The following is a 19,035-nucleotide window of genomic DNA, read 5'->3' as shown; positions in this document are numbered from 1 at the left end:
CCATCCTGAAGCGCTTGTGGTGCTCTGGGTGTGTTTGCCGGAGGCCCAAAAAGGGTGCTAGCCTCAAGCGTTGTTTCGCTGACGCGAACTCGCCCCGATAGCTCAGTGGTAGAGCACTTCCATGGTAAGGAAGGGGTCGTCAGTTCAATCCTGACTCGGGGCTCGGATGATTTCTTATCCACACGCGGCGGGGTAGCTCAGCTGGTCAGAGCGCACGGCTCATAATCGTGAGGTCGCGGGTTCGAGCCCCGCCCCCGCTACAACACCGCTACAGATTTTTGGTGAGTCTTTGGTCGACGACCGAGTCTTTCGGGATAGTTAGGTGGGCAGTCAGGCCCGGCACCGAGGTAATGAAACTCCGGAAGGCCACCAAGATCTTCGTTTTGAAATCGCTTGGTGTTCGTGATTGGTGCGCGCAGCGGTCGGAAAAATGTGGTGACAGTCTTGTTCGGTTCCCGATAAGAGGGTCGCGATCGGACTTCCGTGAGCCTCGTCCTTGCTGATGAGTGAGTAACGATTTTCCCGGCAGATCGCATTCAGAGACACGGGCTAGTGCGTCGTTCAACGCTCCCATACTGCGCCTAAGTAGCCAAATGGTTTTGCCGGTCGGGCTAGTCTCGATGGTTTCTGCTGGCGGCGCTCTCAGTTCCCGACCATCTCGGGCTTGGCATCGAGGAATTTAACGACGTGATCGTATCAATCCCAACTTCGGCGGAAATCTTCACCTCGCCAGCACATAGCCATGCCGATCTGGCGAGTAGCTAATCAAGGGTAAAGGCAAGTTGCAATCCGAATCCGAATCCGAATCCGAATCCGCATTCGAACGGAACTATGATTATGTGGTGGTTCTAATCTCATTCGAGCATCGCTTCATTCTTTTGAAAAGCATCAAGACGGCAGGCACTTCGGTTGAGGCAACTTTCATGAAGGCCTTGGCGCCGAACTCCCCCATGGGAGAAACTAGCCCCGAGTTTTTCTCGGATAAACTTTATTGCTCGGAGAGGAGGACCCGGGGAAAGCTCGCCGAGGGTTTTCTCCTAAAGCCCCACTGCTCGCTGGCTGAAGCTCGCGAGAAGTTCCCAATAATTCGAGACTTCGACGTCATTGTCTGCATTCGAAATCCTTACGAACGGTTTGTATCCTTTTTTTGGTGGAAATTGAAAAAGTTTCCCCGGTGGTACCGGACACTCTCAAAAAGCCCCCGTCTAATCCAGCGAATTTCTGTGAACTTCTTCATCCTCTTTGGGCCCAGCCCTAAATATTTTCCAATCCTCGAGCTGCTCAGTAACCCAACTTCGCCGCCGGAAGTGATCCGATACGAGAATTTGGGAAATGATGTGGCGAGGATACTTGAGCGGTTAGGGGTTGAAAATCAAACCGGAGTTTTCCAATTGAAGACAGGCCTCAATCCCTCCCGGAAGGAGGACGCTAGGGGATATCTCTGGAAGCAATCCCGGAAGAAGGCACAAGACGTTCTTGGTTGGGAATTCGATACATTCGGGTACCTACGGTAATGGCCTTGCGGAAGAAGCGCCTCCTCCATGTGGTTCCGGGTATCAATGACGACGCGCCACGTAGTCTTGCCCGTGAGCATGCGCTGGCAATTTCCTCTATTGCCCATGCGGTACGCAGCTTTTCTTTAACGTCGTGGGACGTTCACGTCAGACTCGTACGATCTTCTGAATGGAAAAACAACGCCCTGGACGGGATACAGGACTTCATTGCTCCAGAGTTGGCCGATCGGTCTCACTGGATAGGAAAGAAATTTCCGCCTGTCTTCGACTACGTATCACGGATTGATTCCGGGGAGTTTGACTTGGTCATTCTAAGTAATTCCGATATCGGTTTGGTGGATGACGGTTATCAACAAATCATCGAACTTTGGGAACAGAAGCGGGCTTCTCTATCAATTCACCGCAGAACGGTTCATGTTGGGGAAGAGAGTCCTGTTACCTCCACTTTTCTTCAAGAACACTCCTTAAGCCACCCGGGTTCTGACTTTTTTGTTCTGGAAGAGGCGGTTTTTCGGCGTATCCAGAAGCATGTTGGTGATGACCTATGTTTTGGAATAAATCCTGTCGGTGGTGCTTTTTTGGCCCTCATAGCCTCCAGTTCATCGCGTTTTGAAAAAGTGACCGACCGTTTCATTACATTCCACCTTGAGGACCAGAGGCGTTGGGCGTCTCCGGCGTACTCCTCTTTCCGACGCAGGAATTATTGGAACGTTCTCCTTGTGTTTAGGCGAATATTCGTTACTTCGGGGCTGCGTGCGGGTCTGCGTGGGCTGGCGGAATTTGGGAACGGGAGCGCCCTTTCGGGGGTGAAAAGGCTCCTACTGGGGCTCGCAGGTGACCATCTAAGAAATGTGTTTAAGAGGATAAGGGCAATATTTTGGGTCGTCCGAGGCAGGCTTGTTCGTTTCTTGATGAACCTTGGAGTTTTCCCTGTCCCGGCAATTACGGTGATTTCCGGCGGTGGGGTTGCAACGACCACCCTGCTGCGCCATGTGTCGCGGTTTGCTCTCACAAACTCCCCTTCGGACAGGGACGGACTGAAGCATCTGTCGAAACCGTTTGGAAGGTTGCTGCAGCAGAGCAAAATCCTCTACGTCAGTCGAAATCATGATGACCAACTCAAGAGTCTTGAGCGGCGCGGAATTATGCGAATTCAGTTAATTAAGTTCATTGGGGCACGGGGCCTGTTTGTGCCGAAAGAAAATCTCAGAAGCGCAACTCTGAACGAACTTCGACTGCAGGAACAACTCTTCGGCAAGCTTCGTGATGCAACCATTTTTCACCTCCGCTACCCAGAATGCTTTAACCAAGCCTCTGAACTTGCTGAATTTCTAGGGCAAAACGATCCCGCATTTATTGAGGAATTTCCAGAATTTAGAATCTGAGGGATGCGGCCTTCGAAATGGTGCGAGTAGATGTCTGGCCTTTCGCTGGAGGGTGACGGTCTCCTCTTTTGGAGGCTGGCGCCATGTTGCTAGCTTCTCAGCAATTCAGTGCCAGGAGAGAAACGGGAAAGCTCATCTGGCTAAAACAATAACTCTCAGTGAAAGCGCTCAACCAAACAAGCATTGCTCAACAGACCTTCCTCAATGGTCCCTCAGCCCCACACACCCTGTTCGGGATGTAAATCAGTGGCCTCCAGGTCTGACAGGGGGGGGGGATTTCGAACTCTACAACTGAGAGGATCGGGCAACCCTAACTTCCGCGGTTCGCTTTGGTGGCCGAGACCGTCATAGACTGAGAAGCTCTAGGGCGGTGGCTCAATTGGTAGAGCAGCGGTCTCCAAAACCGCAGGTTGCAGGTTCGAGTCCTGTCCGCCCTGCGAAGCCAGTGTGCTGGTGAAGTATCAATCAAACGAAAGTGTGTGAGTAGTGGCAACAAATTTGCCTGACCCAACGCCGGACAATCCGGTCGCAAAAGATAAAGCGGAGCGGGAAAACCGCTCCGGTGTTTTTGCGCGCCTGGTGTTGTTTATCCGGCAGGTCATTGACGAACTCCGGAAAGTGGTCACCCCTACCAGGAGTGAACTGGTCAACTACACCTTGGTGGTGTTGGTGTTCGTGCTGATCATGATGGGAATCATCGTCGCCTTTGACTTGATCTTCGGGTGGGCGATCTCGTGGGTGTTTGGTGACGGGTCCTCGCTCTTCTAGGGGCGAGTGTTCTAGGAGTGAGCGTAGAAACTTAATAAAACGCCTGGTGTGCAATGGCCGGCAACTAAGCACCGGTCCGGGAATCACCAAAATCGCACATCACAGGCAATTTGTGGCCGATAGGTAGAGACTTTAGGAAGTACAAGGAAGGTAAGTGGATAAGTCGTGAGTGAAGACCACTTGAAAGACATTGATTCGGCAACAGCTGCCGAGCAGTCCTCGGAAGAAGATGAAGCCCAGGAGGGCAACATCTTGAACGAGGAGCTACACGGCTCGGATGCTGCCGAGAGCACAGCGATGCACGTCGTCGATGACGACGCCACCAACTATGACGAATCGACGGCATCGCTGGATGCGGCTAACGACGTCGAGGCGGATGCTGTTGTTGAAGACGCGTTGGATATTGACTCCATACAAGAAGCGGATGCTTCTGTGGCGGCAACGTCTGATGAGTCAGAATCGTGGGACGAAGAACACCAAGACGATGGAACAGTCGCTGGAGCGGCTGCTGAAACAGAGGGTGCGTCGATGGTGACCTCGGACGACGAGGATCCTTACGCGGACTTCCGTAAGGAGCTTCGCCGCCAACCCGGCAAATGGTATGTGGTGCACTCCTATGCAGGTTTTGAAAAGCGGGTGAAGCAAAACCTCGAAAACCGTCGTACTTCTCTGGGTATTGAAGACTTCCTGTTTGAAGTCCAAGTTCCCATGGAAGACGTGGTGGAGATCAAAAACGGTCAGCGCAAACTGGTGACTCGCGTGCGAATCCCCAGCTACGTCCTTGTGCGTATGGACCTCAATGAAGACTCGTGGTCGGCGGTTCGCCACACCCCCGGTGTGACGGGCTTTGTGGGTAATGCTCACAACCCCACGCCTCTTCGCTTCGAAGAGGCGTTCGAGATGTTGAAATCCACCGTTCAGGTGGCAGAAGCCCCTGCAGCCAAGGGCGCCGTTCACACTGCCGGTGGTCCGGTGTCCCGGATGCTGCCCGCTGAAGTGGACTTCGAAATTGGTGAAACGATTACCATCAAGGAAGGGTCGTTTGCGGGCCTTCCTGGCACCATTAGCGAAATCAAGCCTGAGAGCGGTAAACTCACAGCTTTGGTGTCGCTGTTTGAGCGTGAAACTCCGGTCGAGCTTGGCTTCGACCAGGTCGCCAAGCTTTAGACACGTAGAATCACGCAAGGCATCACGCGCGGTGTCACACCGCGTGTGATGAAACACCACAGACCACCGCAGTAAAGACACGCTTTACTGTCGGGAGCGTGTGAGGAAACTCACACACGAACAAGAAGAGGAAACAGATGGCACAGAAGAAAGTTGCTGGGCTCATTAAGCTCCAGATCCAGGCTGGTCAAGCCAACCCTGCCCCACCCGTGGGTCCGGCCCTTGGTCAACACGGCGTCAACATCATGGAGTTTTGCAAGGCCTACAACGACGCAACAGAATCCCAGCGGGGAAACGTCATTCCGGTGGAAATCACCGTCTACGAGGACCGCTCGTTCAGCTTTATTACCAAAACTCCGCCTGCGGCGGAGTTGATTAAGAAAGCTGCTGGTGTGAAGAAGGGCTCTGGAGTCCCCCACACTGACAAAGTGGCCAACATCACTCCTGCTCAGGTGCGAGAGATCGCCGAAATGAAACAGCAGGATCTAAACGCCAACGACATCGAGGCTGCCGCCAAGATCATCGAAGGTACTGCCCGCAGTATGGGCATCACCGTCGGCTAAGTCGGCTCACCAACAATCCCACCATTTTTTTTCGCGGGAGAGCCAGCCAGGCTCGCGACACCGCACGTCGAAGTAAAGGAAGACGCACAAATGGCACACTCCAAGCAATACCAGAAGGCTAAAGAGCTTCTCACTCCCGGCCACTTCTACTCGCCCAAAGAGGCAGTGGCTCTGGCCAAACAGTCCGGTTCAGCGAAAACCGACTCCACCGTTGAGGTGGCCCTCAAAATGGGTCTTGACTCCAGAAAAGCCGACCAAATGGTCCGCGGTACAGTCTCGCTGCCGAACGGCACCGGAAAGACTGCCCGCGTCATCGTGTTTGCCACCGGCGCTGCTGCGGAAGCAGCAAAAGAGGCCGGTGCTGACGAAGTGGGTGGCACTGAACTGATCGAGAAAGTTGCCGGAGGCTACACGTCGTTTGATTCCGCCGTGTCTACCCCGGAGCTCATGGGTCAGGTCGGAAAGCTCGGTAAGGTACTCGGGCCCCGTGGCCTTATGCCGAACCCCAAGACCGGCACCGTGACACCAGATGTCGCAAAAGCGGTCAATGACATCAAGGGTGGACGTATCGAGTTCCGCATTGACAAGCACGCCAACATGCACTTCGTAATCGGTAAAGCAAGCTTCACCGAAGAGCAGCTGTTGGAAAACTTCACCACTGCTTTAGAAGAAATCAATCGTGTGAAGCCGGCAAGCTCGAAGGGCCGCTACATCCAGAAGGCCGCCATGTCGACCACCTTTGGTCCCGGTATTCCTTTGGATGTCAGCCAGGTCTAACCTGCTGATGTAATCGTGGCTCTCGGGGTGGTTCGTCAGGCCCGGGTGCCACGGTAGGGGTCGCTTCAGGAGCATGGCCACCCGCCTCGCCCTGGCAGCCTTCCCTAGGCCGTTCCTTAGGGCTTTTAGTCCATGGTTCTGGTTCAACGTGGCCTGGCCCTGCCTGCAGGCCAGCAAATGGGAAAGGGTTTTGCCATATTTGGCGCGATTTGGTGTTGTGTTCCCACTACCGATAGATTCTTTTCAGCCAAAGACCGCCGGTCGTGGGGCGTGAGAAATCACAAACCACCGAAGCACAGGGTGAAAGCCCTCGGCCCGCGTAGGCGTAACGAGAACATTTAATGCTCCGTGCGCATGCGCCCGGAGCATTTTTTATGCCTGGTGGTCTGCGGTGACAACAACAACCAAGGAGAACCATGGCGACAAAGGAAGCAACGGTCGCAGAGCTCACGACGAATTTTCGTGAATCTGCTGCGGTGTGGCTGACTGACTATCGGGGACTGAGTGTCTCGGAGTTGAAAGAACTCCGCAGTGCTCTGCGTGCCGATGCCAGCTATGCCGTGGTGAAGAACACGCTGACAAAGATTGCAGCCAAAGAAGCGGGCATCGACGTTCTCGATGACCTCCTCGTTGGCCCTTCCGCTTTGACTTTCGTTTACGGGGATCCCGTGAACGCTGCCAAAGCTCTGCGCAACTTCGCTAAAGACCACCCCGCCCTGGTCATTAAGGGCGGCTACTTCGAAGGTGCACCACTGAGTGCTGAAGAAGTTGACGCATTCGCGAAGCTCGAATCCCGCGAGGTGCTGCTTGGCAAACTCGCCGGTGCCGTCAAGGCTTCGCTGTTTGCTGCCGCGTATCTGTTTACTGCTCCGCAGGCATCTGCCGTTCGGGCAATCGACCAGTTGCGTCAGAAAAAAGAATCTCAGGGCGCGTAAGCACCCGAACCCCTACCTACAACACAAGGAGAAATCATGGCTAAAATGTCTACCGACGACCTCATTGAGGCGTTCAAGGAACTCTCGCTCATTGAACTGAGCGAATTCGTCAAGAAGTTCGAAGAGGTCTTCGAAGTTACCGCAGCCGCTCCGGTTGCTGTCGCAGCTGCCGGTGCACCTGCCGCCGGTGACGGTGGCGCCGAGGTTGAAGAGAAGGACTCTTTTGACGTCATTCTCGAAGCCGCTGGCGACAAGAAAATCCAGGTCATCAAAGAGGTGCGTGCTCTCACCAGCCTCGGCCTCGGTGAAGCCAAAGCCCTCGTTGATGGAGCCCCCAGTGCAGTTCTGGAAGGTGCTAACAAAGAGACCGCTGAGAAAGCCAAAGAGCAGATCGAAGCTGCTGGCGGAACCGTCACGCTCAAGTAGTTAGGCCCATCAGAGGCACAACCCAATGGGTTGAAAAACGCCCGGCCAGATTTCCCTCGGGAAATCTGGCCGGGCGTTTTCTATTAACCGAACACAATGATCGGGCACGGCGACCCTACTGTTTGAGCTGATGCGTGTTTCGGCGGGGAAATAGGCGTGTTGTTGGGCGGGATTCCTCGTTGCTTCCCGTCCGAGCGTGCTTGGCTTACTTAGTCGAGGCGTGAAACATCTCCCGCAGGGTAGTGACTGTTTCTTCTAGCGCTTCTTCTGACTTGATGGCAGCCCAGCCAAGGTCGCCCTGCCAGCCCTCGTGGCAGTGCTTTTCCAGGTAGGACAGGGCACCCTCCCCGGAGACTGGACCTTCATCGTTGGCGCAGGCAGTGAGAAAAGCCTGTAGGGCTTCGCTGCCGTGGGATTGGATTGCACCTAGGTATTCGGGGTAACCGGCGACATGGACAGGTATTCCGGCGATTGATGCTTCCAGACCCACCGTTCCAGAGATGGTGATCACTCCTAACGAGCGTTGAATTAGCTCCTGTGTGGGGATGACCGGGTCGGCAATAACCACATTGCCCCAGCTTTTGAGTTTTCGGTAGAAGGCGTAGCGGCGGTCTTCAATCATTGAGGGGTGTTCCAACACTACGCAGGCGACTTCGGGATCAATGCCCTTGAGCGTGCGAGCGACCTGTTCAACGACGTCGTCATCTTCGGTGCCCAAACCTTGGGTGAGAATAGCCGATTCTGGGCGAAAGTGGAGTGGTACCACCACAAAGCGCTCTGGTAGGGCGCCCTCACCGGTGAGAGTTTTTCGGTCAAAGATGTATCGAAAACTTCTGAAGACCTTCATCAGGAGGTAAAGGTGGACCCGGCGGTTAATGCTCACCCAATAGCGCAGCCAGCGGAACTTTCGGGGCCTGCTAAAGGGCCCAGTTTGGAGCTTCCGCACTTGGGCTTTCCAGCCCCGTGCGAGTACCTGGCCTATCGCTTTTAACGGGGCGTTGTGGCACTGTTCGACAAAGCCAGCCTCGGTGACGGCAAGGTTGTTCGGATACAGGCTGTTTCCGAATGCCTCGATTTCTGCCCTCAGGTTCTCTTTCGTGTTCGGTGCTGTGAGGGATTCACCGGGCTCTTGGCTGATGGGGAGAAAGAAGTAATCGAGTTTGAGGTAGTCCTTGTAGCGCACCCGTCGAAAAACGCGTACAGGAATGTTTCGAGCCCGACAGACCGCGCCGACAAAGTTCTTGACCAGATACTGGTCCCACATCATCACCACCACATCTGGTGCAAAAGCGTCCAGAGTGTCTAAGACTTTTTCGAATACTAAGACGCTCGCTGCGTTTTTCTCCGCTTGGGTTAGTGGGTGATAAAACGGAGCCCTCTCGCGCGGCATCAGGTGAGGGTCAGAGCTCATCACCGCATCTAAGTAGTCAATACCTTCACTCTTGGCGATGGTCTCAACCCGAGTGAGGGCATCGCGTTGATCGACGCTAGGGATGGTTTTGTGCCATTCCAGGAGATCTTCAAAGATCACCGCGGTGCGGTGTGATGCACTCTCGGCGAGCTTTCGAAGACGTCTGGATCCCCTGTTATTCCTAATCTGGAAAGGATCGGCAACAATTAGGAGTGTCTCAAGGGAAGGGTCTTCTTCCTTCAACCGTGTGAGGAAGCGACTTGCCACCCGTGTTTCCCATGGTTCATACGCGACGAAAGCCACCCGATTAACACTCACACCATTTCCTCTTTCGTCACCACAAACGTCTAATATCGATCACTAACAAAAAGACACTACCAACGCAGTTGCCGGCCTCAGCGAGGTGAGTCTGTATAGGCCAAAAGTTCCCGCTCCAAGTCCTCCGCGGAAATGGGAGCGAATTGGTCCTCCTGCAGGGCCAGGTATTTCCAACCGAGGCCCAGTTCGGCGCTGAGTGCTTCGAAATGGCCGAGAGGATTGGACCCAACCGGATTCCATCCAATTTCGATTACCTGCGCTCCGGGCGGAAGAAACAATGCATTAGCAAGCCCTGCGCCGTGTTGTCCGATGAGGAGATCCGCGTTGGAGCAGGCGGCAACGGTTTCTTCAGGGGTTTTGGCTGAGCCATCGAGTAATTCCACCGAGAAGTGTTTCTCAAGGCTTTTTGCGACAGTCTTCAGATTGGGGATGTTTCGTTTAGCCGGCCCGAATTCTCTAGTGGGGTGTTGTGTGAGCGCATCCGGGACGTGGTCACGAATCAGAACGACCGCCTTTGGTTTGTCCCCTGGCTTTGGTTCATGGGGCGGCACAAATCGTCCACGAATATGTTCCGATACTTCAGAAAGTGGACGTTGGGAAAAGTTTCGGTAGAGGTCCCAGTCGGTAAAAGTCTCGATGACAAATCCCCTTGCAAAACCCCTTTTTCTCGCCCGGTAAGCAGTCTGGAGACCCTCTACCGCATCCATGGTCTGCGCTGGCTTTTGAGGGAGCCATTCAAACCACTTGTCCATCGGGCCGCACTGGAGCAGCACGTGTTCGGTATTTGGGTTCTGCAGCATGTGCCAGTAAGCCGGAACGAAATAGCCCAAAAGGAAGTGGTAGTAGCCAAGTAGAGGCCCCCGTGTAATTGGGACCAACATTTTGGGGTACGAGTCTCGGTTTTTTACCCGCCGAATCCGACGAAAGACGCTTTTCAATTCAACACCCTTTCTCGCCGGCTCAAATTTCGCAGCTCAATCATTATTTTTCCCTGGGGTTTTACCTTCAACTAGGCAGTGTCTCTCACCAGCTGGTTTGCCTGGGCCTTGTACCTGCCTCGAAATGCCATGACGTTCACTGAGGTGATCGCGCGTGCGGGGAGCTTCATTTCCTCGATAGAACGACCCCGAGGTACTCTCTAACGTCATATCCGTTATCGTACTCGCGAGCACTACTCCGAAAACCACCGTCCCGGGCGCGCGATTAGATGAGGGGTCTGCTTCCAACTGTTTAAGGTCTCGGCGACTAACGTGGTTCGGAGTGAAACCCTTTACCTATGACTCCCCGCCGGGAAATTCTCGATTGCACACCTAAAAGAGGGGCTAAAGAGTGAAAGCCTCACGCTGGCCTAAGGCACTATTTGTTGTGTTTTTTCGGCGGGAGCCGACTCCTGCCCCGCCTAGCGCCTCTTCCTCGGAATTGATGCTCCATATCGGGCTTCGAAAAACCGGCAGTTCCTATTTGCAGTCGATGTTTGCGCTTAATCGTGAGGCGCTTGCACAGCTGGGCGTGGACTACCCGAGACCTGCCAGTGCAGCGCACGCCGAGGCGGGGCTTACTTCTAGTGGAAACGCGCCAAGCCGACGCATTCATAAAGTCCTTAGAGCAGCGCGAAAGGTTGACACACCGCTAGAAAGAATTCTGTATTCACGCGAGCAGCTCTCGGAGGAAGTCGTTCAGCTGTTGAGCAGTTCGAACGGGCGAGCTGCGTTCAAAGAAATGCTCGAATTCAAAGGACGCCCTTTGCGGGTCGTATTTTTCATCGTTATAAGAGACCCTCTCGAGTGGGCTTTTTCGAAATATCAACAAAGCGTGAAACACGATCGGGTGACTGCTTCGCTCAACGACTGGCTATCGTCAGATGCTGCCCTGTTTCAGGAAGGTCTTGCCGAATCCGTTGCCTGGCTTCGAAACAACGGCGTCGACGTGCGAATTTTGAATTACTCCCGGCATAAAAACACGCTGTGGGCGAGCTCTTTGAAAGCTCTTTCGATCCCAAATGTTGGAGAGTGGGTCGAACCCCCAATTCGTATGGTTAATCGCTCGCTGACCGCGGGCGAGCTTAGAATCCAACGCATTGCGAACAGCCTGGAGGGATGGGAACCGGAGGAGATATTCGCAAATGGTTTTCTTGCGCGAAATACCGATGCGCCGAGAGGGATTCCGGCACTGACAGAAGAAGCGTACGAACAATTTGTCCGAAGGGCGACGCCATTAATTGACGCCCTAAATGATGTGGTTGCCGAGTCTGAGCGATTAGAGCTGGGGCCATACGACCCAGCTTGGTCCCAAGCATTTGAGGAAGAGCAGCGAAACGGAGTGTTCCTGGACGACAGCGCACTCAATGCGTTAATCAAGTCCCTTCGAGATCGTCTGGTCAAGTACCCGAGATATGACTAGATTAATGTCTACTCTTCAGTCTGCTAGGAGGGGGTGAACGCAACCAACTAATTCAAATCGGAGTGACTTTAATCAGTAATCGCTTTCAGTCAACCCCAAATCGTCGCCGATTATGGCTCTCTTCCCACGACTTGGTGTAACCGAGGTTATACCTTAGTTTAGAAACGTTCTCATTAACCGTTTGCGCACCCTGGCTTGGTGCTTAGGAGCAAGCTTTGATTTCGCCATTGGAGTAGACAGAAGGCGTAGCGCAAGGGGGTGAAGAGGGCTAAGCGCTTTGAGAGAGGCTGTAGGTCTCAGGGTTGACGCGTGGATGTCCAACCACCCGGTCCCAGCCAATCTCAAAATCGCTCGAACATCTGCGAAGCTGAACCAATGACTCTCAATGTCTGACCCAATGGGCCCCGAGGAGTGGTGGGGGAAAGAAAAATAGTGTGTTTCTCCATCAACACCTTCAAAAGGAAAATCCTGATAATGTCTCGCGACAGACTTGCCGCGGATGATTTTGTAACTGTTGTAATGGCCAATTTGACTTAGCTGTTGCAGAATTTTCATGCTGTGCACCTCAACTGAGAGGGCTGCCGGGAAGCTTCCGAAGCGTTTCAAGGAACGCAAAATAGCGAGATCGTAGTGTTCTAAATCAATTTTTAGATAATCCGGCACGCCGAAACGGTCCAACAATTTGTCCAGAGTCGTGGTGGCTACTTCGACAGGATCAAACTGTTCTGGATCCTTCCCTGATTCGACAAGACTTGACTGAACATCGTGTTCTTTGCTTACCCAAAACCGCACCTTCCCATGTATTGGGAACTCGGTAATTGCTGCCTCTTCCAGAAACAGTCTCCCCTCCCGAAGTTCTGCGGAGAAGCGAGAGCGGATCTCTCGGCACCGTGAGGGGTTTGCTTCGACAGCCACCACCTGCTGGGCTTTTTCAAGGTAATAAGGCAGATCGTTTCCAGCGTGGGCCCCCAGGTCAATAATGAGCCTCATGGATTTAGGTGCCTGGCGTCGAATTTGTAAATCACTAGACGATCGTCACAGCTCCGCATTGCGCCCTCGGCCGCATTCGCCACGCATCAACGAACAGGAACCCCCCTTGGGAAGCTACTTCTAGTCGGTGCTCTTTTTTTTGCCCCACCACGGTCCTCACCTTATCTCAATTTGATTCACTCTTTACGTGTGAAGGACGCCTTCGAAGCCTCCTTCACACGCGCAGGATGTATATCCGTGGGGCCATGGGTTGTCCGGGGATCCTCGGAAAGAAGCGAAACCACCCCCCCGGGGCCTATTTGGTGAACGAAAAGGAGGTCTGAGACCATCCAGTGAAGCATTTGTAGCATCGCTATGCTGGAAATGCGCAATGGCTGACAAGCAAGCAGTCTCGCCACCCCCTCACCAAGCTAAAACGTTTCAAACGTGTTTATGAGGAATGGAAACAGTGTCTAAAAGTTTCAGGTTTAATCGCTTGGCGAAAGATTTATTGACTCGGACCGGAGTCGGTTTCTTCAAACGTCCCTCTGAAGTTTCGCTGAGAGGTAGACCCTGGTGCACGGTTCTAACGCGATTTGAGAATTCATCGTTTATCTCAGTAGGGCCGTTCTTTTGGTTCAGAGGAAGATTCGGCAAGACATCCTTGAAGGAGCGTTCGACCACACGGGGTTCTGATTCAAGCCTACATAGCGACTACCAAAAACAGCCGTTCATCCTGTCTAGCCTCCTCAACGGCTCTGTTAAGGATGAGTCCTGGTACCTTTCCGCCGTTGTCCCTCGAGAAATATCGAAAGGAGATTTTTGGGTCCTCGGAGGAGACAAGAATCTAATTGACGGGACCAGGCTGAGGGCCCACAATTACTTCCATTTTTTACTGCAGGCCGTACCGGTTTACTTGACTCTGGGGCGGGGAGCTTCTTTATTGATTCAGCTACGCGGCTTGAAGAATTGGCACAAATCAGTCTGTGCGCACCTCAATATCCCCCTACGCCCCGCTTCGAGTGTAGAAGTAGTAAACTGGGATTTGGTGCGGAGTCCGGGACTCTATCCGGCAACAATTGCAGTTAACGCCTTGAGAAACCAGCTGCGAAATGCACGAGGGGGCAGTTCCTTCTTGCGCTCCCACCAAGACGTCAAGCAAGATGACCGCCCCCGCGTACTCATCATCAATCGCACCGAAGCCACGTCTCTACATAAGGAACGATTGCTCGGTAACCTCGTGGAGCTCGAGTCGGTACTCAGAGCTCACGTGCACCTTAAGGTTGCGGATCTCGGAACGATGCCTTTTCGGGAACAAATTCACCTAATTAACTGGGCGGATGTTTTGTGCGGTCCTCACGGCGCGGGGCTCGGTAATATGGCTTTGCACTTTCAACCAGAACCGCCCGAAGTAATCGAGTTGGTGCACCACTCGAATGTTCGTTGGCACTTCGAAAGGCTAGCTTCTATCCTGGGGTTCGGGTACCAACGGGTGTTCCTGAGGGAAGGGTTCAACGGACAGCTGTTCGTTGAACCCGGAGAACTTCTTAGCGTTATTCGAAGAATTTGGTCCATCAAATCGCAGTAATTCGGATTTATACGGGTTGAGAGATCCCTTCGGCTAGGTTGTGGCCTCACTCTGAACCTGGAACCGAGTGCCGGCTTCACGATAAGAAAGTCCCCATGCAAGGTTTGCGGGGGCGGCTCTTCTAAGAGGCTCTGCGTGATGTTGGCATCTTCCCGTTAGCCACGCAAGTTATCAAGATCTTCCAATGTGGAAAGTGCGGGGGAGTCGCGAACTTGAATAGTTCGGGGTGTCGTCCTGGACTTTATAGCCTGATGCGAGGCTGCCGATACAGAATCCGCAGGATGTGGGAGCGAGAGCTTTTCGCCTGGCGATTTATTCTAAGCATGGCTCGGTCACAGAGCGGTTAAGGATCTAGCGGGTGGTGTCTCGGTTGGGTTTACTGCAGAAACTGGTTGGATGTGGGTTCGTCATGCTGAGATTAACGTTGGGTTGCGCCAGGCGCGACGGAGAAGGAGAGCATGGAGGTGCACTTGTCGAGAACAAAGTTACCGAAATTAGTTAGGTGGACGAATCAGTCTGTTTAACAGTGTTACCTGGCGTCGCGACGGAATCATGGCTACCCATCTCTAGATATTCCGATACGTGGATGGGACTCGAGGCAACCTCTTCGCCGAGTCTATCGGCCGGCTGGGAAGAAATCAGGTAGCCAGGTGACCTGCCCCCTGTTTTAGGTCCAGTCGCTTCGAGAGTCGTCACTGGTTTTTAGTGGGTGCATTGGCCAGCATAAATGCTCGGGGTTGAATAGCCGAGCGATGAGTGCGGCCGGATGGTGTTGTATTCCTCCTTCCAGAGCCCGATGATGCCTTTGGCGTGGTTGAGTGAGTAAAACTGGTTGACCCCGAGGCATTCGTCTCGGATTTTGCCGTTGAATGACTCGACGTATCCGTTTCGCCAGGGTTGCCCTGGCGGGATGAATACCCGGTCTGTTTCACTAGCCCACTCGGCCAAGGCTTTACTGACCAGCTCTGGCCCGTTATCCATCCGCAGTGCTTTTGGCATGCCCCGCTCCAACGCCAACACGTCGAGTTGTTCCGCTAGATCCAGCCCAGTGATGGAGTAGTCGACGAGGCCGCCCAAGCATTCTCTGGTGTGTTCATCAACGATGGAGAGAATCTTGATCGGTTTGCCTGTGATGGTTGAGTCGAACTGGAAGTCGACAGACCACACATCATTGGCTTTCTCAGCGACCACTGCTGGGACGGTTGACACACCGATTCGTTTCCGGCGGCGTTTCACCACCACGCGGAGTCCTTCTTCAGCCCAGAGGCGTTGAATTTTCTTATGGTTCACCTGCCAACCGTCACGGCGGGCGTCAACATACGCCCGCCGATACCCCCACCGGGCATGACGGCGCGCATAGTCACGCAACCACGCCCGAAGGGCCCGATCTGGATCATCAGGGCGCTCACGTTGCAAGCGTCGGCGGAATGCAGACCGGGATAGCCCGACTAGTCGACAGGCGAGCCGCTCACTGATGTCAAAGACTGACATCACATGAATCACGGCCCGACGTCGACTGGTCGGGCTTAGAAGTTTCCCTCAGCCAACTCCTTGAGGACTGCTTTTTCGAGTTCTGCTTCAGCGAGCAGTTTCTTCAACTGCAAATTCTGCTTCTCCAACGCTTTGAGCTTCTTCGCGTCTTCTGCTTTCAAACCGCCGTAATGGTTTCGCCACCGGTAATACGTCGCCTCCGTGACATTCAGCTCTTTCAACACGGCAGCAACGTCACCGCCCTGGGCGAGGATGCGATCAGCGTCCTGGATTTTCCGAACGATTTGCTCCGGCGAATGCCGCTTCTTCCTTTTCGTCATGATGTTCACAGTCTTTCTGCCAGCTGACGCTGGCCGCAAGACGACTCTCATAACTTTCGGACCTAAAAAATGGGGTCACGTCACAGGCTGATGCCCAGATGCGGTCATCCGGCTGAGAGGAGCCGGCCGTTGTGGGATTGTGCCTTGCACGACCCGCCACTGGGAGGTGAGCCTCCGAGGGGTCAGGCAGAAAACGATGAGGGTTTTTTGGATTTAGGAGAATCAATTACATGCTCAAGCGCGAACGCTGGCTGATCGGATGGGACAAGGTGCCCTGGACCACGAAAATCCGGTGATTCAATGGGGTTAAATGGCACAAAAGACTTCTAGGAAAAAAACAAACTTCCTGATTTGTGTCCCGCTCACAAGGTTAACCATAAGTTCCAACCAAATTTTCAAGACCAGCGGTGAAGGGCGGGCATCGCCTGTGAGGCAATCCGGACAGTGTTCGCTGTTGTGGCGTTACTCACCGACGTGTTCTTACGGAAGAGTGTTGGCTGGTCCGCGTCGACCCTGTCGACAATTGAAGAGTTGACCGGCAAGCCACTCAATCTGGAGGTTTGGAGCTTCATTGAGCGCCTCGCATGGCGGATTCATCATTTCACCTGTGGCTCAAACTAGCATTCTTTTGCGTATGCGGACCGAATCCTTGAACTGGGAATGAAAACGACTATCAGCCCTAAAAGCAAGCTTTGTGAGGATGCCATCACCGAGTCCCAGTTTGCAATGTCGAGGTCCGAACTGACCAAGAAATGGCCTTCTTCGAGAACTTTCGGGTAGGTAGAATCCTCGAGTCTCGAGTAGAGGTTGGTGTTACAACACCAAACGGCCGCACTGACCAATCCGAGGAGTGTCACCAGGCGGAAATGAGCCGACCTACTACGCTGAAAAGGCCTATATATCAACGGCCGCGTGAGGCCGAGCGTCAATGGCGATACACACAAATAGTGAGTGGTAATGAGTAAAAGAACTTTTAGGCCCGACCTCCAGGGACTCCGTGGGATTGCTGTTGTTGCGGTCGTTGCGTACCACCTTGGAATTTTCTTTCCGGGCGGTTTTTTGGGCGTCGACATTTTCTTCGTCATCTCAGGGTTTGTTATCGGACAAATTTTGCTTCATGAGTGGGAGAGCGATGGGCATATTCGGTGGGCAAAGTTTTTTGCCAGGCGTTTTTTTCGCCTGATTCCTGCTCTTGCAATTGTCGTGTTGGTCACCATGGCATTGGCCGTATTCGTTTTCACATCGCCGGCCATTCAAGAAAATGCTGTTCTGACGGGCGCTTCGGCGTTACTCGGGACGTCCAACTTTGTGATCGCTGATCTCTCCGGTGGCTATTTTGGGTTTGCGCCCGCAATGAATCCGCTCATCCACACTTGGTCTCTGAGTGTGGAGTGGCAGTTCTACCTCATCTTCCCGCTACTGCTCCTCGCACTCGGCGCGGGGACTCGTAAGAGCAAGCCTCCTCGAGACGTGCTCCTGTTTGTGACCGTACTGCTCATCTCGGTGCTCTCCTTTGCTCTGTCTTTCGGGGAAGTGAGAGTGCCGGGTCTTGGGGAGATGGACGTGTTGGGTTTTTATTCGCCACTCCCGCGGATTTGGGAGTTTGGTTTAGGCATCCTCGCACTACTGGTGGTTCGGAGGCTCGGTGCCCTCCCTCGGGCTATGGGTGCCACCCTTGCAACCGTGGGCCTGCTGGCAATTGCCTTCGGGTTGTTTTTTGTGAGCGAAGACAATTCGACACCGGGGCTCACCACCCTGATACCCACTGTGGGGACAGCGCTTCTCATCGTCGCTGGATCTCGAATGGTTGAAGGCGAAAAATCACTCAACGGGGCGTTGTCAATTAAGCCGTTGCGTTGGTTGGGTGATTTGTCCTACTCGCTTTATCTCTGGCACTGGCCCGTCTTATATTTCGCGAAGGAGTTTGGTTTTCCCAACAACCCTCAACGGATGGTTGCGGTCGTCGGACTCTCTTTGCTTGCGAGCGTGATTTCCTACTACTGGGTAGAAACCAAATTTCGAAGCAGACAATGGCCGGTCAGTAGCCGGGTAAGCGTTCGCGCGGTGGCCTTGGGGGTGACGCCGTTTCTTGTGGCAGGGCTGTGGTCCGTTGCGGGCGATACCTATCGAGACGCCCTCGAACGGCAAGGGGTGATCGATACCGTGCCTGGTGATGTCGGGCACGACCTTTTTCATGAGACGGTCGAAGAACGTTTTTTTCCTTGTCTTCCCCTAGCGATTCGAGACGAAGCAGACAGATGGAAGGGCTTCCTGCGATGCCAACAATCGAAAGAAACCGAAGGCCTCAGCGTGGCATTGGTGGGAGACAGTCACGCTGAGCACCTATTTGCCGGTCTTGCCACAGCCCTGCCAGAAGAAAATGTCGGGTATTACATCCGCTCAGGTGAACTTGCCGTCGCGGGCAGTTCAGCGCAAATGCGGAACATCCTCCACACCGTTGCTGAGTCAGGGAGTATTCACACGGTGGTGATTTCCAACTGGTGGATGTTGTTTGGGGTGCCTGTTGACGAACTTGCCACCACAGTGGCCACACTGGAGGACGCCGGCAAACGGGTCATCATTACCAACGACATTCCGACCGCCCCATTCAATCCTGACAACTGCAAGACCAGCGCCTACATTTTTGCCCCACGAGAGTGTGACTTTCCGGTGAAAGCCATCGAATTCAGCCGCGAAGAAGTGCAAAAAGACTTAGAGGCCGTCGTCGAATCATCCCAATCGGCCTACTTGATGGACACCTACGGCCTATTCTGCGAAGGAGACTTCTGCACAATGGACGTTCCCGATTACGGTGTCGTGTATCGAGACAATGATCACTTGAATCTCTTAGGCTCGGAGCTTGTCGCAACCCAAATAGCGGAAAAAATAGGGCATTCCATTCGGTAGATCTCAGGGTGCGAAGTCATGAAACCCCAAGGCGCACTCCTCGCGCAATCTTCCCAATTGGCCGCAGGATTTTTCGCCTGTACAAGCTCCGAATGT

14 protein-coding genes, 3 tRNA genes and 1 pseudogene are annotated in these 19,035 nt (G+C 53.7%); 14 read left to right on the top strand and 4 right to left on the bottom strand.

All coding sequences use genetic code 11. The annotated features are described in order from the left end of the window. Window positions 1-91: 91 nt before the first annotated feature. From C3B54_RS08615 to rplL, 11 genes are all read left to right on the top strand, one after another. A tRNA-Thr gene (locus tag C3B54_RS08615) sits at window positions 92-163 on the top strand. Between the two features lie 23 nt (window positions 164-186). Next, window positions 187-260 (top strand) — tRNA-Met (locus C3B54_RS08610). A 582-nt stretch (window positions 261-842) separates the two neighbouring features. Beyond that, window positions 843-1,514: a sulfotransferase family 2 domain-containing protein gene (locus C3B54_RS08605; RefSeq protein ID WP_104914132.1), complete on the top strand. Its 672-nt coding sequence runs from the start codon at window positions 843-845 to the stop codon at window positions 1,512-1,514. Then, window positions 1,514-2,899, top strand: coding sequence for a hypothetical protein (locus C3B54_RS08600; protein ID WP_104914131.1), 1,386 nt, complete (start codon window positions 1,514-1,516; stop codon window positions 2,897-2,899). The genes C3B54_RS08605 and C3B54_RS08600 overlap by 1 nt, the downstream gene beginning before the upstream one ends. A gap of 364 nt (window positions 2,900-3,263) precedes the next feature. Beyond that, window positions 3,264-3,336: transfer RNA gene (locus C3B54_RS08595), tRNA-Trp, on the top strand. A gap of 49 nt (window positions 3,337-3,385) precedes the next feature. Beyond that, window positions 3,386-3,667: a preprotein translocase subunit SecE gene (gene secE, locus C3B54_RS08590; protein ID WP_104914130.1), complete on the top strand. Its 282-nt coding sequence runs from the start codon at window positions 3,386-3,388 to the stop codon at window positions 3,665-3,667. Window positions 3,668-3,832: 165 nt separating this feature from the next. Then, the gene (nusG, locus tag C3B54_RS08585) at window positions 3,833-4,834 is read left to right on the top strand and encodes a transcription termination/antitermination protein NusG (RefSeq protein ID WP_104914129.1); all 1,002 of its coding nucleotides are present in this window, start codon (window positions 3,833-3,835) and stop codon (window positions 4,832-4,834) included. A gap of 137 nt (window positions 4,835-4,971) precedes the next feature. Beyond that, window positions 4,972-5,397, top strand: a complete 426-nt coding sequence (rplK, locus tag C3B54_RS08580) for a 50S ribosomal protein L11 (protein WP_104914128.1) — start codon at window positions 4,972-4,974, stop codon at window positions 5,395-5,397. Window positions 5,398-5,487: 90 nt separating this feature from the next. Further along, the gene (gene rplA / locus C3B54_RS08575; RefSeq protein WP_104914127.1) at window positions 5,488-6,174 is read left to right on the top strand and encodes a 50S ribosomal protein L1; all 687 of its coding nucleotides are present in this window, start codon (window positions 5,488-5,490) and stop codon (window positions 6,172-6,174) included. Between the two features lie 416 nt (window positions 6,175-6,590). After that, entirely contained in the window at window positions 6,591-7,109 is a 519-nt protein-coding gene (rplJ, locus tag C3B54_RS08570; protein ID WP_104914126.1) for a 50S ribosomal protein L10, read from the top strand. Between the two features lie 36 nt (window positions 7,110-7,145). Continuing rightward, window positions 7,146-7,535: a 50S ribosomal protein L7/L12 gene (gene rplL, locus C3B54_RS08565; RefSeq protein ID WP_104914125.1), complete on the top strand. Its 390-nt coding sequence runs from the start codon at window positions 7,146-7,148 to the stop codon at window positions 7,533-7,535. A gap of 205 nt (window positions 7,536-7,740) precedes the next feature. Here the strand turns inward: rplL and C3B54_RS08560 are convergent, their stop codons facing one another. Continuing rightward, window positions 7,741-9,264, bottom strand: a complete 1,524-nt coding sequence (locus C3B54_RS08560; protein ID WP_158665619.1) for a capsular polysaccharide export protein, LipB/KpsS family — start codon at window positions 9,262-9,264, stop codon at window positions 7,741-7,743. A gap of 77 nt (window positions 9,265-9,341) precedes the next feature. Then, window positions 9,342-10,016, bottom strand: coding sequence for a glycosyltransferase family 61 protein (locus tag C3B54_RS08555; protein ID WP_245867923.1), 675 nt, complete (start codon window positions 10,014-10,016; stop codon window positions 9,342-9,344). Between the two features lie 577 nt (window positions 10,017-10,593). On the opposite strand from C3B54_RS08555, the gene C3B54_RS08550 reads away from it, so the two are divergent. Next, on the top strand, window positions 10,594-11,664 hold the full coding sequence (locus C3B54_RS08550; RefSeq protein ID WP_104914122.1) for a hypothetical protein: 1,071 nt from the start codon (window positions 10,594-10,596) through the stop codon (window positions 11,662-11,664). Between the two features lie 153 nt (window positions 11,665-11,817). Here C3B54_RS08550 and C3B54_RS08545 read toward each other — a convergent pair whose 3' ends face one another. Continuing rightward, window positions 11,818-12,654, bottom strand: a complete 837-nt coding sequence (locus tag C3B54_RS08545) for an FkbM family methyltransferase (protein ID WP_104914121.1) — start codon at window positions 12,652-12,654, stop codon at window positions 11,818-11,820. Window positions 12,655-13,093: 439 nt separating this feature from the next. Between C3B54_RS08545 and C3B54_RS09060 the strand changes: the two genes are divergently transcribed. Continuing rightward, on the top strand, window positions 13,094-14,221 hold the full coding sequence (locus C3B54_RS09060) for a glycosyltransferase 61 family protein (protein WP_104914119.1): 1,128 nt from the start codon (window positions 13,094-13,096) through the stop codon (window positions 14,219-14,221). Between the two features lie 667 nt (window positions 14,222-14,888). Here the strand turns inward: C3B54_RS09060 and C3B54_RS08530 are convergent. After that, window positions 14,889-16,032, bottom strand: a pseudogene (locus C3B54_RS08530) (IS3 family transposase). A gap of 957 nt (window positions 16,033-16,989) precedes the next feature. Between C3B54_RS08530 and C3B54_RS08520 the strand changes: the two are divergent. Further along, window positions 16,990-18,939 (top strand): acyltransferase family protein, encoded by a 1,950-nt coding sequence (locus C3B54_RS08520; protein WP_104914117.1) that lies wholly within the window; start codon window positions 16,990-16,992, stop codon window positions 18,937-18,939. Window positions 18,940-19,035 lie beyond the last annotated feature (96 nt).

The organism is Pontimonas salivibrio, from assembly GCF_002950575.1.
Classification (GTDB): domain Bacteria; phylum Actinomycetota; class Actinomycetes; order Actinomycetales; family Microbacteriaceae; genus Pontimonas; species Pontimonas salivibrio.
Note: the sequence above shows the minus strand (reverse complement) of the source record. Positions and strands in the feature narration are given on the sequence as shown.

What these genes read in the sequence shown, in the direction of transcription:
- rplJ (WP_104914126.1), top strand. Translation starts at nt 6,591, where the DNA reads ATGGCGACAAAGGAAGCAACGGTCGCAGAGCTCACGACGAATTTTCGT.
- rplL (WP_104914125.1), top strand. Translation starts at nt 7,146, where the DNA reads ATGGCTAAAATGTCTACCGACGACCTCATTGAGGCGTTCAAGGAACTC.
- rplA (WP_104914127.1), top strand. Translation starts at nt 5,488, where the DNA reads ATGGCACACTCCAAGCAATACCAGAAGGCTAAAGAGCTTCTCACTCCC.
- C3B54_RS08520 (WP_104914117.1), top strand. Translation starts at nt 16,990, where the DNA reads ATGAGTAAAAGAACTTTTAGGCCCGACCTCCAGGGACTCCGTGGGATT.
- C3B54_RS08555 (WP_245867923.1), bottom strand. Translation starts at nt 10,016, where the DNA reads ATGGACAAGTGGTTTGAATGGCTCCCTCAAAAGCCAGCGCAGACCATG.
- C3B54_RS08545 (WP_104914121.1), bottom strand. Translation starts at nt 12,654, where the DNA reads ATGAGGCTCATTATTGACCTGGGGGCCCACGCTGGAAACGATCTGCCT.
- C3B54_RS08600 (WP_104914131.1), top strand. Translation starts at nt 1,514, where the DNA reads ATGGCCTTGCGGAAGAAGCGCCTCCTCCATGTGGTTCCGGGTATCAAT.
- rplK (WP_104914128.1), top strand. Translation starts at nt 4,972, where the DNA reads ATGGCACAGAAGAAAGTTGCTGGGCTCATTAAGCTCCAGATCCAGGCT.
- C3B54_RS09060 (WP_104914119.1), top strand. Translation starts at nt 13,094, where the DNA reads ATGGAAACAGTGTCTAAAAGTTTCAGGTTTAATCGCTTGGCGAAAGAT.